At 55.7% G+C, this 14,584-nt stretch carries 16 protein-coding genes and 1 pseudogene; 14 read left to right on the top strand and 3 right to left on the bottom strand.

Annotated features, from left to right (window positions below):
* Nucleotides 1-45: 45 nt before the first annotated feature.
* The 3 genes from B5D52_RS14260 to B5D52_RS14250 form a co-directional block, all read right to left on the bottom strand.
* Complete coding sequence (locus tag B5D52_RS14260) at nt 46-624, bottom strand: cytidylate kinase-like family protein (RefSeq protein ID WP_016148496.1); 579 nt, start codon at nt 622-624, stop codon at nt 46-48.
* Nucleotides 625-659: 35 nt separating this feature from the next.
* Nucleotides 660-2,033 (bottom strand): MATE family efflux transporter, encoded by a 1,374-nt coding sequence (locus B5D52_RS14255; protein WP_016148495.1) that lies wholly within the window; start codon nt 2,031-2,033, stop codon nt 660-662.
* Between the two features lie 135 nt (nt 2,034-2,168).
* Nucleotides 2,169-2,552, bottom strand: a complete 384-nt coding sequence (locus B5D52_RS14250) for a MarR family winged helix-turn-helix transcriptional regulator (RefSeq protein ID WP_242825655.1) — start codon at nt 2,550-2,552, stop codon at nt 2,169-2,171.
* A gap of 258 nt (nt 2,553-2,810) precedes the next feature.
* Between B5D52_RS14250 and B5D52_RS14245 the strand changes: the two genes are divergently transcribed.
* From B5D52_RS14245 to B5D52_RS14180, 14 genes and pseudogenes are all read left to right on the top strand, one after another.
* On the top strand, nt 2,811-3,206 hold the full coding sequence (locus B5D52_RS14245; protein ID WP_040332877.1) for a Fur family transcriptional regulator: 396 nt from the start codon (nt 2,811-2,813) through the stop codon (nt 3,204-3,206).
* 20 nt (nt 3,207-3,226) lie between these two features.
* A complete protein-coding gene (locus B5D52_RS14240) occupies nt 3,227-3,523 on the top strand; it encodes a hypothetical protein (RefSeq protein WP_016148492.1) in 297 nt (98 codons plus the stop codon).
* Between the two features lie 124 nt (nt 3,524-3,647).
* Nucleotides 3,648-4,709: a metal ABC transporter substrate-binding protein gene (locus tag B5D52_RS14235; RefSeq protein ID WP_016148491.1), complete on the top strand. Its 1,062-nt coding sequence runs from the start codon at nt 3,648-3,650 to the stop codon at nt 4,707-4,709.
* Between the two features lie 12 nt (nt 4,710-4,721).
* Nucleotides 4,722-5,423, top strand: coding sequence for a metal ABC transporter ATP-binding protein (locus B5D52_RS14230; protein WP_016148490.1), 702 nt, complete (start codon nt 4,722-4,724; stop codon nt 5,421-5,423).
* Complete coding sequence (locus B5D52_RS14225; RefSeq protein ID WP_016148489.1) at nt 5,416-6,270, top strand: metal ABC transporter permease; 855 nt, start codon at nt 5,416-5,418, stop codon at nt 6,268-6,270. Before B5D52_RS14230 ends, B5D52_RS14225 begins: the two co-directional genes overlap by 8 nt.
* The gene (locus B5D52_RS14220; protein ID WP_016148488.1) at nt 6,267-6,875 is read left to right on the top strand and encodes a hypothetical protein; all 609 of its coding nucleotides are present in this window, start codon (nt 6,267-6,269) and stop codon (nt 6,873-6,875) included. The genes B5D52_RS14225 and B5D52_RS14220 overlap by 4 nt, the downstream gene beginning before the upstream one ends.
* 239 nt (nt 6,876-7,114) lie before the next feature.
* Nucleotides 7,115-7,873 carry a DeoR/GlpR family DNA-binding transcription regulator gene (locus B5D52_RS14215; protein ID WP_016148487.1) on the top strand — a complete coding sequence of 253 codons (759 nt, stop codon included), beginning with the start codon at nt 7,115-7,117 and terminating at the stop codon, nt 7,871-7,873.
* Nucleotides 7,874-8,301: 428 nt separating this feature from the next.
* Nucleotides 8,302-9,105, top strand: coding sequence for a phosphonoacetaldehyde hydrolase (phnX, locus tag B5D52_RS14210; RefSeq protein WP_040332975.1), 804 nt, complete (start codon nt 8,302-8,304; stop codon nt 9,103-9,105).
* Entirely contained in the window at nt 9,102-10,247 is a 1,146-nt protein-coding gene (locus B5D52_RS14205) for a phosphonoacetaldehyde reductase (protein ID WP_016148485.1), read from the top strand. The genes phnX and B5D52_RS14205 overlap by 4 nt, the downstream gene beginning before the upstream one ends.
* 2 nt (nt 10,248-10,249) lie before the next feature.
* Entirely contained in the window at nt 10,250-11,194 is a 945-nt protein-coding gene (locus tag B5D52_RS14200; protein WP_016148484.1) for a phosphate/phosphite/phosphonate ABC transporter substrate-binding protein, read from the top strand.
* 29 nt (nt 11,195-11,223) lie between these two features.
* Entirely contained in the window at nt 11,224-12,030 is an 807-nt protein-coding gene (gene phnC, locus B5D52_RS14195) for a phosphonate ABC transporter ATP-binding protein (protein ID WP_016148483.1), read from the top strand.
* Nucleotides 12,027-12,800: a phosphonate ABC transporter, permease protein PhnE gene (gene phnE, locus B5D52_RS14190; protein ID WP_016148482.1), complete on the top strand. Its 774-nt coding sequence runs from the start codon at nt 12,027-12,029 to the stop codon at nt 12,798-12,800. Before phnC ends, phnE begins: the two co-directional genes overlap by 4 nt.
* The gene (locus B5D52_RS14185; protein ID WP_016148481.1) at nt 12,797-13,630 is read left to right on the top strand and encodes a PhnE/PtxC family ABC transporter permease; all 834 of its coding nucleotides are present in this window, start codon (nt 12,797-12,799) and stop codon (nt 13,628-13,630) included. Before phnE ends, B5D52_RS14185 begins: the two co-directional genes overlap by 4 nt.
* A gap of 502 nt (nt 13,631-14,132) precedes the next feature.
* Nucleotides 14,133-14,584, top strand: a pseudogene (locus tag B5D52_RS14180) (pyruvate:ferredoxin (flavodoxin) oxidoreductase); the annotation flags it as partial.

Raw genomic sequence — 14,584 nt, 5'->3', positions numbered from 1 at the left:
CAAACCCCGTCCGGAAAAAGACCCGGACGGGGCAGGAGGAAACAGTCAGTATAGACTTGCGATGATGTCTACGCAGCGGTCGATGCCGAGCGTGCCGCTGTTGAGCGTAATGTCGTAGTTTTGCGCGTGTCCCCATTTCATATCGGTATAGAACCGATGGTAGGCCGCACGGCGCTTATCCTTGTCGCGCAGACGCTGTTCGGGCGAGGATTCGCGCTCGCCGTACACCTTGACGATGCGCTCGGCGCGGAATTTCATGTCGGCATGGATAAAGACTTTGAGACAGTCGGCGGTGTCGCGCAGGATGTAGTCGGCGCAGCGGCCAACGATGACGCAGGGTTCTTTTTCGGCTAGATCGGTGATGATCTTGTACTGGATTTTCCACAGATAATCCTCGTTGGTGGGACCGAAAGCACGGTTCCAGAGCGCAGAGGACAGACGACCGCCGGGCGCATACTCACCGGCATCCTTGATGTAGTTTTCGTTGAAGCCGCTCTGGGCAGCGATCTGTCCAATGAGCTCGTTGTCGTAGCAGGGAATGCCCAATTTTTCCGCGGTCTTTTTGCCGATCGTTCGGCCACCGCTGCCAAATTCACGGCTGATGGTGATGACTCGGTTTTTCATATCAAACACACTCCTTTTCCGGTTGCTTGCAGCAATCAAGCGGCCATTTTTTTGAGTTTTTTCATTTCATAGACGATCATAGCCAGCGCGAGGATGAAGGCCAGGGCATCGGCGGTCGGACCGGCCCAGAGTACACCGACAACACCCATCGCCTTGGGCAGCAGGGCGACCGGAACGAGAAACACGATCTGTCGGGACAGCGTGACGACGGCCGACTTGATGGGCTTGCCGATTGCCTGCAAGTAGATGGCGGCGACGGTCTGGAAGCCGTTGAGCGGGCAGAGCATGAGGAAGATGCGGAAGCACTTGACCGCAAATTCGTTGTACAGACCTTCCTCAGAACCGAAGATCGAGACCACGCTCATCGGTGCGAACTGGAAGATAAAGAAGGCGATGATGGCGATAATCTCGGCAGCAGCAATGGCGACTTCAAAGGCGCGTTTGACGCGGTGGAAGTTTTTGCAGCCGTAGTTGAAGCCGATGACCGGCTGCGCACCGATTGCGATGCCGACCAGAATGGACAGCATAATCTGGTTGACCTTCATGACGATGCCCATGGCGGTCAGCGGAATCTCGGAGCCGTAAACCGAAGCCGCACCGTAGACGGCGAGCAGGTTGTTGAAGAGTGCCATCACGATGGTAATTGCAATCTGGGTGATGAAGCTGCTGACACCCAGACTGAGGACGCTCAGACAGACGCGCTTGTGCAGACGCAGCGCCGAGCGGTCGAAGTGGAAGGTCTTGAAGCGGGGAAGGTAGAAGATGGAGACGAGAAAGGAGATAATCTGACCCAGAATGGTCGCGATGGCCGCGCCGCGCACACCCATATCAAAGATAAAGATGAAGATGGGGTCAAAGACGGTGTTGATGATGGCGCCGAGCAGCATGGAGACCATGGCGAATTTCGGGCTGCCGTCCGCACGAATCATGGCGTTGAGTGCGGTCGAGATCATGGTGAAGGGCAGACCGATGGCAATGACATAGCCGTACTCCAGCGCGGCCGGACGCAGCACGTCGGTTGCACCGAACAGGGTCAGGATGGGGTTCATAAAGACGATGGTGATGACCAGCATGGCGATACCGGCAATGGTAATCATGACGGCTGCATTTCCCACACCCTTTTTGACGCTGTCCAGATCACCTTCGCCCAGTTTCAGGCTCAGGTAAGCAGCACCGCCGTCACCGATGAGTACGGCAAGCGCGAGGGCAATGATGGTGATGGGGAAGACGACGTTTGTCGCACCGTTGCCCAGATATCCGACACCCCAGCCAATAAAAATCTGGTCGACGATGTTGTAGAGTGCGTTTACCACCAGCGAAATGACACAGGGGATGGCGAATTTGGCAATCAGCCGACCCACCGGTTCGGTTGCAAACGCACTTTTGTCCTGATGCGAAGCGTGTTCCATTTGTAAAGACTCTCCTTTTCGTATGATTGCATATTAAGTAACTGGTTACGTATTTGCTTAAAAAATCAGACTGCGAGCCTACAGAACATGTTTGGCCCACAGTCTGGGGTCAAAAATATCGATAATCGGGTGATTTTACGAGGATTCCAGGTCGATATTGTTCAAAATCATGCCGATGGTCTGTGTCAGCATCTCTTTTTGTTCCTCGGTGAAATTTGCACACAGCTCGGACAGGACCTCGGCATCGTGCGCGAGAATGACCTCGTGAATACCGGCCGATTGGTCGGTGCAGGTGATTTTTTTGTACCTGCGGTCTTTGCTGCTGGGGACACAGCGGACAAATCCCTTGCTCTCCAATCGCTGCAGTAGTTTGGTCATGGCCGGGTGGGTCACGTGCTCAATGCGTTCCAGATCGATCTGGTGGATTTCGGTTTGTCCTGCGGCTTCCAGACGGCTGATCGAGCCCAATACGCGAAGCTGCACCGATGTCAAACCCATCGAGGAGGCTTTTTCATCCATTTTTTTGCGGAATGCCCGATTGATGATTGCAATTTTCAGGCCGAAAGGCATCATGCCCGACATCACTCCATTTCTCACAAATAGGTAACCTATTACCTAGTATAGAAGCTTTGGTATGGTTTGTCAAGCGAGGGACGGTTTTAGGGACAGGGGAAGCACATGGGTTTTTGTGGAAATCTGAGTTAGCCATTGACAACTTTCTTTGCTGCCGGTATAATAATTTGCGAAACTGTCGCAAATTCGAGATGGGGTGAAATCTTGCCGCGATACAGTACCAGGCAGCGCGAGGCGCTGCTCGCCTTTTTGAATGCACACGGCCACGAGCTGTTGTCAGCCAGCCAGATCGCTGACGGCCTGCGCGCACAGCAGGTCAGCATTAGTGCGGTCTACCGCAATCTGGCCGACCTCGAGCGCGAGGGCAAGGTGCGCAAGCACACGCAGAACGGCTCGCGTACGACCCTGTACCAGTATGTCGTCGCCGATTGCTGCCGGGGACGGCTGCATCTGTGCTGCACCGTGTGCGGCCGAACCGTGCATCTGGAAGACCAGCTGGCGCAAAAGATGATGCGCCACTTTGAGGAGTATGCCGGCTTTACCATTATCCCGGCGGACACCGTGATTCGCGGTGTTTGCAGCCGGTGCAAGAAAGATTGAACGAACAGGAGGGGACAGCCATGAAAAAGTATAAGAGACTGTTTGCGGCACTGCTGGTTTTGGCAGTGGCCATTGTCATGCTGTCCTCGGCGGTCTACATTGCCGTGCAGGCAGACCATGACTGTACGGGCCCAGACTGCCAGATCTGTTATCACATTGCAAGCTGTCAGCAGACGCTCAAGCAGGCGGCATTGACCGGAAGCGCAGCCGCGGCTGCCGCTGCCGTGATCTATGTCCTGTATGGCGGACTGCTATGCGCGGCGAGGCTGTTTGCCTCGTGTACACTGGTCTCACTGAAGGTAAAACTATCCAATTAAATACGGGGATGTGTATAGGGGTAAAGTCTGCTCATTTGGGGTAGGCTTTTGCGGTGCTGCCGTTACCCTGGTATTTTTATACCCATTTTTCCCTTTTTACCATAATTTTGGAGGTTTTACTGGTATGAAAAAAATCATTGCTGCCGCCACGGCTCTGCTCGTCGCGGCAGGTATGTTCACTGGATGCGGCACGAGCGAGAAGCCGACCGCCCAGGATAACAAGCTCAAGATCGTTACGACCATTTTCCCCGAGTATGACTGGACACGCGAGATCCTGGGCGACCAGAGCGAGCGGGCGGAGGTCACCATGCTGCTCGACAACGGTGTCGATCTGCATAGCTACCAGCCCACGGCGGACGATCTGATCAAGATTGCCGAGTGCGATCTGTTTATCTACGTCGGCGGCGAGTCGGACGGCTGGGTCGAGAGTGCGCTGGCGAGCACGTCCAACCCGGATCGCAAGGTCATCAACCTCATTGACACGCTGGGCGACAGCGTAAAGCTTGAGGAAGTGGTCGAAGGCATGCAGGAGACCGAACATGACCATGACCACGAGGAAGGCGAAGAGCATGACCATGACGACGATCATGCGCACGATGCGGACGAGGAACACAGCGACGCGGATGACCATGATCACGACCATGAAGCCGAGACCGACGAACACGTTTGGCTGTCGCTGAGAAATGCGCAGGCTGTATGTCAGGCGATCGCCGAAAAGCTCGGAGAGATCGACCCCGAACACGAGCAGACCTATCTTGACAACGAGATGGCGTATATCGACAAGCTGGCTGCGCTGGATGCCAAGTATCAGGCAGCCGTGGACGCGGCGAATAAGAAGACGCTGGTCTTTGGCGACCGCTTTCCGTTCCGCTACCTGACCGAGGACTATGGACTGAACTATTATGCGGCCTTTGTGGGCTGTTCGGCAGAGACCGAGGCCAGCTTTGAGACCATCCGTTTTCTGGCGGAAAAGACCGATGCGCTGGGACTTGGCCACGTGCTGACCATTGAAAATCCCAACCATAAGATCGCCGAGACTGTTGTCGCCAACACGACCGGCAAAAACCAGCAGGTACTGTCGATGAATTCCATGCAGTCGGTCACGTCCAAGGATGTTGCCGAGGGCGCGACCTACCTGTCCATCATGGAACACAATCTGGAAGTGCTGACGCAGGCACTGCAGTAAGGAGAGAACCAAATGCCCCAGCTTACTTGTGAAAATCTGACCGTCGGGTATGACGGCAAAAAGGTGCGGGAGGATGTGTCGTTCGCGGTCGAGCGCGGCGACTATCTGTGCATCGTCGGTGAAAACGGCTCCGGCAAAACAACTCTTATGAAGACGATTCTCGGCTTGCAGTCTCCCATCAGCGGAAAGATTCTCATGGGTGAGGGGCTCAAACCGACCGAGATCGGCTATCTGCCTCAGCAGACCGAGGTGCAGAAGGATTTCCCGGCATCGGTGCGTGAGATCGTGCGCTCGGGCTGTCAGAGCCGGTGCGGCCTGCGGCCGTTTTACACCAGAACAGAAAAGCAGATGGCACAGGAGGCGATGTGTAAAATGCGCATTGACGACCTGGCCGGACGCTGCTACCGTGAACTGTCCGGCGGTCAGCAGCAGCGCGTCCTGTTGGCACGCGCCCTGTGCGCCACGCAGAAAATGCTGCTGCTCGACGAGCCGGTGTCCGGTCTGGACCCGGCGGCGACCGCCGAGATGTACCGCCTGATCGAACAGCTCAACCGCGAGGACGGCATCACCATTTTAATGATCTCGCACGATGTCGGCGCGGCGGTCAAGGCCGCAAGCCACGTCCTGCACATCGGAGAGACCACCTTTTTCGGCACCAAGGCGCAGTATCTGCACCACATCGCACAGGAGGGAGGAGACAACACCCATGTATGAGATCGTGCAAAAACTCGGCCAGTACTGGCAGTATCCCTTTGTCCGTTACGCCCTGATTGCCGGTGTACTCATCGCGCTGTGTTCCTCGCTGCTCGGTGTGATTCTGGTACTCAAGCGCTTTTCCTACATCGGGGATGGCCTGTCGCACATCGCGTTTGGCGCGATGGCGGTCGCGGCCGTGATGAACCTGACCAATAACATGCCGCTCGTGCTGCTCGTGACCATTTTGTGCGCGGTGTTGCTGCTGCGCGGCGGACAGAACGCCAAAATCAAGGGCGATGCAGCGCTGGCCATGATCTCGGTCGGCTCGCTGGCCATCGGCTACCTGATTATGAACCTGTTTTCTACTTCGGCCAATATTTCGGGCGATGTATGCAGCACGCTGTTCGGCTCGACCTCGATTTTGACCCTGTCGGCGTACGATGTTTGGGCATGTGTCATCCTGTCCATCATCGTTGTCGTCGCCTTCATCGTGCTGTACCACAAGATCTTCGCCGTGACCTTCGACGAGACCTTCGCCAAGGCGACCGGCATGAAGGTGGAGGCGTACAACCTGTTTCTCGCCGTGCTGACCGCGGTCATCATCGTGCTGGCCATGAATCTGGTGGGCTCGCTGCTGATCTCCGCGCTGGTCATCTTCCCGGCGGTGTCGGCAATGCGTGTTTTTCGCAGCTTCAAGGCGGTCATGCTGTGTGCGGCGGTCATCTCGGTCATCTGCGCGGTGCTGGGGATTTTGACGTCCATCCTCGCAGGTACACCGGTCGGCTCGACCATCGTTGTGGTCAATATCGTCATGCTGATCGTCTTTGCCGTGTTGGGCAAGGTCTCGGAAGGTGCACGCGCATGAGAAAGGTGATCTATGCCCTTGCACTGTGCCTGGTGGCCGCTGCACTGAGCGGCTGCGCGGGCGGACAGCAGCCGCCCAAGACCGCAGGGTCGGTGCAGGCGATTTTGGATGCAGCCGAGAAGGACACGACTTCGGATACCGCGAGCAAACCGGAGACCACGACAGACGCACCGGCATCGGACGCGCCTGCGCCGTCGTCTAACACGGATACGACGGGCGATGTGCTGCCGCAGACCCAGCCCAAGCCCGAAAACATCGGCAAGACCGTCGACCTGACCACCATGAGCAGTACCATGGTCTACGCCGAGGTGTTCAGCATGACGCGGTTTCCCGAGGACTATCTGGGCAAGACCATCACGATGCGCGGACAGTTCACCGTGTACGGCAACACCAAGAGCGGAACGCCGTATTTTGCGGTCGTCATTGCCGACGCGACGGCGTGCTGCTCGCAGGGCATCGAGTTTGTCCTTGCCGGGGAACACACCTACCCGGACGATTACCCAAAGGAGGGCGACGAGATCACCGTTACCGGACAGTATCAGTCGTATGAAGAGAGCGGCGGCGTGTATTATCACCTCGCGGATGCCGAGATCGTATCCGAATAAAAATAGTGCAATCGAAAAGCCGAGCCCGTCACAGGACTCGGCTTTTGTGTCGGTGGCCTTATGCGGCTGTGAGCAGCCTGCGCAATTTTGCCGCAACTTGCCGCAAAATACCGCATTGAAAAGTTTGCCTGCATGATGTAAGATAAGAATAGCTTGTTTGCGGCACCGAGATGCATTCAATCTGGAAGGATGGCATTTTGGAAAGCTGTTTGCACCGGATATGGGAGGACATACCAGCAATGCTTTATAATGAACGTGCGGAGCTGATTTTACAGCAGATTCAGCTGCAATCGACCGTAAAAGTCAATGAGCTCAGCCAGCTGCTTCAGGTATCAGTGGACACGGTGCGCCGTGATTTGAAGTTGATGGAGCAAAATGGACTGATTAAATGTGTGCGAGGCGGAGCGTGTTTGCCCGAATCGCTGGCCTCGATCTCCAATTTTACCGGCAGAGAGGTCATCCATAGCGATCTCAAGCGCGAAGCGGCACGCAAAGCCCTTGCGTATATCGAGCCGGAGAGCGTGGTTGCGCTCAATTCGGGTACGACCAACACCATTTTGGCGCAGGAAATGGCGTCCATGAATGAAAAATTCACGGTTGTGACCAACAATCACGCGGCGGTCAATATCTTGATGCAGAATCCAAACATCCGCCTGATCGCGGTGGGGGGAATGATCGACGCGCAGGAACAGTCGACCTACGGAACGGTCTGCGAGCAGGAATTTGCGCAGTATTACCCGGATATCGCCTTTTTGTCCATCAATGCAATCAACTATAAGAATGGGTATACCGATTTCCGCCTCAATGAAATCGGCATCATCCAGACGCTTGCACGGGTGGCAAAACAGACCATTGCGGTCATGGATTCGAGCAAACTGGGCAAGTGTTCTAAAAGAAAGGCGCTCGAACCCGATCAGGTAGATATTTTAATCATGGACGATCAGGTTCCGCAGAAGACACGCGAAAAATATGCCCAGAAAGGCATCATCATTCAATAATATTGTCATGTGAAGAGAGCAGTGCAAACCGGAAATTACCCGGTCTGCACTGCTTTTTTTCATGCGTTTTACAAACTCTTTTCGCAGCTGCAAAATGCCGTTTTTTGCGGCAAAGTGGAGCGGCAACTGGAGAATTCCCCAAAAACCGAACCGTGGGACGGGACATGCATGAGCAGTTTGGTCAGATAAAGCGAAGAAATGTACGCATGATCTGGTGCGGAGAATAGCGGAAAGCGATGGAAAATCCGGTATTTGACGGGGAAAAGACGGCAAGACTGGGTGGCACTTCTTTTAGGTTTTACATATTGTTTGCTGGAGGCTGCTTGTTTGTGCGGCGGCATGGTGGGTATAATCAGCTTGTAAACAGCAAATACAAGCAGTAAACAGCAAAATGACGCAAAACAAGAAATTAGGAGTGTTACATGGATATGGGTAAGACGATTCAGATGGTCGTGTTTGACTGGGCAGGAACGACGGTGGATTACGGTTCCAGTGCACCGGCAGAGGTTTTCAATCGCGTGTTCCGCGCAGGTGGGATGTGCTTTAGCAAGGAGGAGATCAACCGCCCGATGGGCATGGAGAAGAAGGCGCACATTCGCGAGATGCTTTCCTCCAAGATCGGCACCGAGCAGTGGGAGAAGATTCACGGCCGTGCATGGACGGATGCCGATGTCGAGCATCTGTACCAGACCTTTGAAGGGGAGCTGTTCCAGGTCGTGACCGCGTACAGCACGCCCATTCCGGGTGTGGTAGAGACCGTGATGACGCTGCGTGAGCAGGGCATCAAGATCGGTTCGACCACCGGCTACACTTCGCAGATGATGGAACAGGTCATCCCGCGTGCGGCAGAGCTTGGCTATCAGGCCGACTGTGTGGTCACGCCCGACGTGACTGGCGCAAGCCGTCCGACCCCGTTTATGCTGTTCGAGTGCATGCGCCGCTTGAACGTGTACCCGCCGCAGGCTGTAGTTAAGGTAGGCGACACCGTGGTTGATATTCTGGAGGGCAAGAACGCGGGCACCTGGACGGTTGGCATTCTGACCGGTTCCAATCTGCTCGGACTGACCCAGCAGGAATATGAGGACATGGCAGCGGACGAGCTGGAGCGCCGCAAGCAGCAGGCAGCCGAGCGTTACCGCGAAGCGGGTGCAGACTTTGTCATCGACTCCATCTGTGAGCTTCCCGCGGTGATTGCAGAGATCAACCACCGTATGGAGGAGGCACAGGCATGAACCAGTACTATAATCCGGTTCGCACCATCCAGGGCGTGGGCTGTGTCGAGGAGATCGGAGCGCTGCTGCGGTCGCAGGTACCGGAGGGCGCGCAGATTCTGCTGCTGGTCTGGAATGAATCGGTATTTGAGCTGCCGGCATTTGCCGCACTGGACGATATCTACAGCGTACATAAGGTATGTTTCAATGAATCTAACCCGACGGTCGAGCAGCTGTTTGACCTGTTCTGCCAGACCCGGGACTGCATCCCTGCATTTGTGATTGCGGTCGGCGGCGGCAGTATTATGGATGTCGGCAAGGCATTGTGCTGCCTGTACGGCAAGGAAATTTCCGACACCGACGCGCTGCGCCGCATCATTTCCAATAAGGAATACGGCAAACCGGCAGCGCGGTGGATTGGCGTACCGACCACGGCGGGCACGGGCAGCGAGACGACCTGCTGGGCGACCATCTGGGACCCGACCAAGGATTGCAAGCGCTCGATCGAGAGCCGGGACAATTACGCCTGGGCGGCGCTGGTCGATCCCGACCTCGCAGCGGGCATGCCGATCGGTCTTGCGGTCTCGTCCGCACTGGATGCCATGGCACACGCCGTCGAGAGCTACTGGGCGCGTGCGACCAACTGCGTATCGCGTGCGCTGGCATTGCAGGCCGTGCGCACCATCATGGGCGCGATGGATGACCTGCTGGACGGTAAGGCACAGGCACATGACGCGATGGCACAGGGCAGCATGCTGGCCGGTCTGGCATTCAGCAACACCAAGACGACTGCCTGCCACTCGATTTCCTATCCGCTGACCATGCACTATCACATTCCGCACGGTGCGGCAGTCAGCCTGCTGCTGGCGCCCATGCTCGCGGTCAATGCAGCAAAGATCACCGACCTGTCCGCTCTGCTCGATGCCTTGCAGGTGCGCAGCGCAGACGAACTCGAAGACCGCATCCGCGGCTATCTGGCACGTGCCGGTCTGCCGGTGTCGCTGGAAGCTTGGGGTGTGCGCTGGGAAGATCTGCACCATCTGGCTGCACTCGGCCTGACACCCGGCCGCGCAGATAACAACCCGGTCGAGATCAATCCGGAGATGATTGAAACCATTTTGGAGAAGGTATATCCGACCTACGAGATGAGCAAAGGAGCATAACCATGAATTACAGAAAGATGATGAGCCTGCTGGCAGCTTCCGCCTTGACTCTTTCCGCCCTGACCGGCTGCGGCGCAGCCAATGCAGACAGTTCCGAGACCGCACAGGCATCGGCTGGCGGCGAGGACGGCGTGTTCACGATCGCTTACGCACCCAACGAGTCCACCGCTGAGAGCGCGGACGCACGCAACGGTCTGGCAGAGGATCTCAGCGCGGTGCTGGGCTGTGAAGTCGAGGAAATTCAGGCGAGTGACTACAATGCCATCATTGAGGCGCTGCGCACGGGCAGTGCAGACATGGCGTATATGGGCTCGCAGGCGCTGGCACTGGGCGTCGAGCGTACCGATCTGGAACCCATCGTCATGAAGGCCGAGGACGGTGACCCGGAGAAGGCGATTTATCACTCTGTACTGATTGCAAGCAGCTCGAACGATGAAATCAACTCGATTGAGGACATCAAGGGCAAGACCATGGCCTTTGTCGATCCCGATTCCACCTCGGGCAATCTGGTACCCACCGCGGAGATCATCAAGGCATTCCCGGACGACAACCTCAATTCGGACATGCTGCACACCAACGGTGACTTCTTCGAGGCAGTCAGCTTCTCGGGCTCGCATCAGGCTGGCTTGCAGGCGGTCATCAAGGGCGACGTAGATGTTGTCCCGATCTCCGATCAGATTCTGGCATCTGAGATTGCAAACGGCAATGCAGCCGAGGATGATGTCAAGATCATTTACGAGTCGGGTGCGATTCCGGCCGAGGCTATAGTTGTAGCCGAGCACGTCGACGAGGCAACCCGTCAGACGCTGACCGACTTCCTGACCAGCTACGACAACGAGCAGTATTTCACCGATGTCATCAAGGTACCGGGCGCACGCTTTGTCGAGTGTGATATGAGCGACTACGAGGACATCATCGAGCTCAACAAGATCATCAACGAATTTTAATTAAGGATATGGGGCGCAGGAGGCAGAACATGGAACCCATTTTGAAGTTTGAACAGGTATCAAAGCACTATCCCAACGGTGTGCATGCCCTCAAAAATGTATCGTTCGAGGTGCACGAGGGAGAATTTATCTCGGTCATCGGGCCGTCCGGCTCGGGAAAATCCACGCTCCTGCGTGCCATCAACCGTCTGATTCCGATCAGCGCCGGAACCGTCAGCCTGGAGGGCGAGGCGGTTTCCGGTCAGCACGGTCGGGGTCTGCGCAGACTGCGCCGCAAGGTAGGCATGATCTTCCAGAATTATAATCTGGTATACAGCCTGTCGGTGCTGCAAAACGTACTGCATGGACGACTGGGCTATATGAGCGGACTCAAGGGCATTTTCGGCATGTACAGTGAGCAGGATAAGCGCGAAGCGCTCGATCTGCTGACCGAGCTGGGCATGGACCAGTTCAGTTATAACCGCGCGTCCGACCTGTCGGGCGGTCAGAAGCAGCGCGTCGGCATTGCCCGCGCCATCATGCAGAATCCGCGCCTGCTGCTGTGCGACGAGCCCATCGCATCGCTTGACCCGTCGAGTGCGAAGACCATCATGGACTTGCTGCGCGACCTGTCGCAGCGGCGCAATATCGCCTGCATTGTCAACCTGCATCAGCTGGACGTGGCGATGAAGTATTCGACCCGCATCATCGGCCTGTGCAAGGGTGAGATTGTCTTTGACGGCCCTCCGGCAGCGCTGGACGAGGCGACGATTGAAAAGATTTACGGCACATCGCGCGAGAACCTGATGATTGGAGGGAAGTTGGATGACGCGAAAAATACCGCTGATTGCGCGTGATCTCAAAAAAACTGTACACCGGTTTCCTGATTCTGTGTGTTGTGCTGTTTGCGGTCTGCACGGTGCTGACCGACTTTAGCCCCATGACGCTGTTTGCCAACAGCGACGCGTTCTGGGAGTTCATCACCGAGGACTTTCTGCCTCCGGCGCTGCCCAAGGCCAGCCGTATTCCGGGTGTGTTTGAGAGTGTGCTGGTGACGCTGGCGCTTGCCATGTCGGCGACCACGGTTGCAGCCATTCTGGCATTTGTGGTTTCGCTGTTCGGCAGCGAAAAAGTCTCGCCGTTCCCGCGCTTTGCCAAGATCGTCCGCGGATTTGCCACCTTCCTGCGCAACATTCCCGCACTGGTCTGGGCGTTTATCCTGTTTTCCTCGCTGGGCATCGGCACCGGTGTCGGCTTTGTCGCCCTGTGCATCACAAGCTTTGCGTTTATGGTGCGTGCCTTTGTCGAGACCATGGAGGACGTGTCCCAGGACTGCGTCGAGAGCTTGCAGGCGGTCGGCGCGAGTTTCCCGCAGCGCGTCGCGCAGGCGATTCTGCCGTCCTGCCTAAGTGGATTTCTGTCCTGGTTCCTGTACTGCGTGGAGGTCAATATCCGTGCATCCACCATTGTCGGCATGGTTGGCGGCGGTGGTGTCGGCCTGACCCTGTTTTCCTACATCAAGAGCTTTCAGTATGACATTGCGCTGAGTATCATTCTGCTTATCGCCGTGATGGTCATTGCGGTCGATCGTGTGACCAGTAAGCTCCGAAAGGAGATTTTGAAATGAGTGAAAACCATAACGAGTGCATTTCGTTTCCGGCATCCAGACAGGGACGGCACAAGATTCCGGTCAAGTGCCGTCAGCGTAACCGCTTTATTCCGGCATTCCTGATCGGAGTTGCGGTGCTCTCGGTGCTCAGTCTGATTTATCTGGACATCGATTGGCCCAAGCTGTTCTCGCGTGTGCCCGATATCGGCGTAGTGTTCTGGCAGCTGGCGCATCTGGACGTGAGCCGGATGGATTTGGTACTGTCCTCTCTGGTGGAGACCATTTCCATCGCCGTGCTGTCCCTGCTGTACAGCTTGCTGCTCGGTATTGTGTTCGGTATGTTGGCTGCGCGCAATGTCTTCCATGTTCCCATGCTGTCCACATTGACCCAGTCCTTTTTCACCTTCCTGCGTGCCGTTCCCACACCTGTATGGGTACTGCTCATGCTGGTCTGCCTGGGCATGGGCCCGGAAGCCGGCGTTGCCGGTCTGTGTGTCCATACCACGGCATTTTTCACCAAATCCTTTGCCCAGAGCTTTGAGAGCATCCCGGATGAGACCATCGAAGCGCTGGAAGCCACCGGAACCGGTCGCCTGAGCATCTTTTTCAATGCCGTGCTTCCGGCATCGCTGTCCCAGATTGTAGCCTGGGCGGGCATGCGTCTGGAGACCAACTTTTCCGAGTGTGCCATTTTGGGCATGGTCGGCGCAGGCGGCATCGGCTATGTCATTTCCAACAGCCTGCAAGGGTATGACTACGGCACGGCAGGCATTGCAATTCTGCTGGTATTCCTGGTTGCGTACAGCATCGAGCGGGTGTTTGTACGAATCAAGAAGAAATTTTACTAAGCGTTCCCCGTTCTATCTTTACGATAGATCTCTTCTCTCTGCATGGGGCTGACCTTCGGGTCAGCCTCTTTTTTATTGCGTCTAGATCATAGGAGGGGAGTGCTTCAAAATTTTTATTCTGATTTTTTGACAACAGGTTGCAAAGAAGTACCGGCAAGAAACCAACAGATTTCCAGCATAGACGCAAAAGTTTTTCGAATACAGCCGTTTGCCGTGCCTGTCTGGCAAAATGTATCTTTTACCGTCGTTTTGGTCAAGAAAAAATTGTGAAAATTGTCGCAAATGAAAATTGACAGATGGGGAACAGAGTGCTATAATCTAGATACTGGTTCTGAATTAAGAATATTGTTCGAAATTCAGAACAAACAAGAGACGGACGTGAGAGCGAAATTGACGATTGCCCGTGTGTGCGATTTCGCGTGAAAATGCCCGTGTGTGTAACATTGCAAATGTTTTATATAAGGATGAAATTATTTAATTGATACAGGAGATGAGAGATCCTATGAAGAAAAAGTATGCCGTAATGGACGGTAACACGGCTGCCGCCCATGTGGCCTATGCCTTCACTGAGGTCGCGGCGATTTACCCGATCACGCCGTCCTCGCCGATGGCAGAAAAGGTGGATGAGTGGTCTGCGAAGGGCAAGAAGAACCTGTTTGGTTCGACCGTAGACGTCATCCAGATGCAGTCCGAGGCTGGCGCAGCAGGTACCTGCCACGGTTCTCTGCAGGCAGGCGCACTGACGACGACCTTTACCTCGTCTCAGGGTCTGATGCTGATGATCCCGGCGATGTACGCAATGGGCGGCCAGTTCCTGCCCAACGTCATGCACATCGCATCGCGCGTTGTCACCTCGAACCATCACTCCATCTTCGGCGATCATACCGACTTTATGACCTGCCGTATGACCGGCTATGCAATGCTGATGTCGTCCTCGCCCCAAGAGGCAATGGA

The organism is Butyricicoccus pullicaecorum DSM 23266 (genome assembly GCF_900167005.1).
In the GTDB taxonomy this organism is placed as follows: domain Bacteria; phylum Bacillota; class Clostridia; order Oscillospirales; family Butyricicoccaceae; genus Butyricicoccus; species Butyricicoccus pullicaecorum.
This window is presented reverse-complemented; position numbering and strand designations above follow the sequence as displayed.

Bases quoted from the DNA above. Each gene is read 5' to 3' on its own strand.
- B5D52_RS14205 (WP_016148485.1), top strand. From the start codon at position 9,102: ATGAACCAGTACTATAATCCGGTTCGCACCATCCAGGGCGTGGGCTGT.
- B5D52_RS14185 (WP_016148481.1), top strand. From the start codon at position 12,797: ATGAGTGAAAACCATAACGAGTGCATTTCGTTTCCGGCATCCAGACAG.
- B5D52_RS14215 (WP_016148487.1), top strand. From the start codon at position 7,115: ATGCTTTATAATGAACGTGCGGAGCTGATTTTACAGCAGATTCAGCTG.
- B5D52_RS14250 (WP_242825655.1), bottom strand. From the start codon at position 2,552: ATGGATGAAAAAGCCTCCTCGATGGGTTTGACATCGGTGCAGCTTCGC.
- B5D52_RS14225 (WP_016148489.1), top strand. From the start codon at position 5,416: ATGTATGAGATCGTGCAAAAACTCGGCCAGTACTGGCAGTATCCCTTT.
- phnX (WP_040332975.1), top strand. From the start codon at position 8,302: ATGGGTAAGACGATTCAGATGGTCGTGTTTGACTGGGCAGGAACGACG.
- B5D52_RS14255 (WP_016148495.1), bottom strand. From the start codon at position 2,033: ATGGAACACGCTTCGCATCAGGACAAAAGTGCGTTTGCAACCGAACCG.
- B5D52_RS14230 (WP_016148490.1), top strand. From the start codon at position 4,722: ATGCCCCAGCTTACTTGTGAAAATCTGACCGTCGGGTATGACGGCAAA.
- B5D52_RS14200 (WP_016148484.1), top strand. From the start codon at position 10,250: ATGAATTACAGAAAGATGATGAGCCTGCTGGCAGCTTCCGCCTTGACT.
- B5D52_RS14220 (WP_016148488.1), top strand. From the start codon at position 6,267: ATGAGAAAGGTGATCTATGCCCTTGCACTGTGCCTGGTGGCCGCTGCA.
- B5D52_RS14235 (WP_016148491.1), top strand. From the start codon at position 3,648: ATGAAAAAAATCATTGCTGCCGCCACGGCTCTGCTCGTCGCGGCAGGT.
- phnC (WP_016148483.1), top strand. From the start codon at position 11,224: ATGGAACCCATTTTGAAGTTTGAACAGGTATCAAAGCACTATCCCAAC.
- B5D52_RS14260 (WP_016148496.1), bottom strand. From the start codon at position 624: ATGAAAAACCGAGTCATCACCATCAGCCGTGAATTTGGCAGCGGTGGC.
- B5D52_RS14240 (WP_016148492.1), top strand. From the start codon at position 3,227: ATGAAAAAGTATAAGAGACTGTTTGCGGCACTGCTGGTTTTGGCAGTG.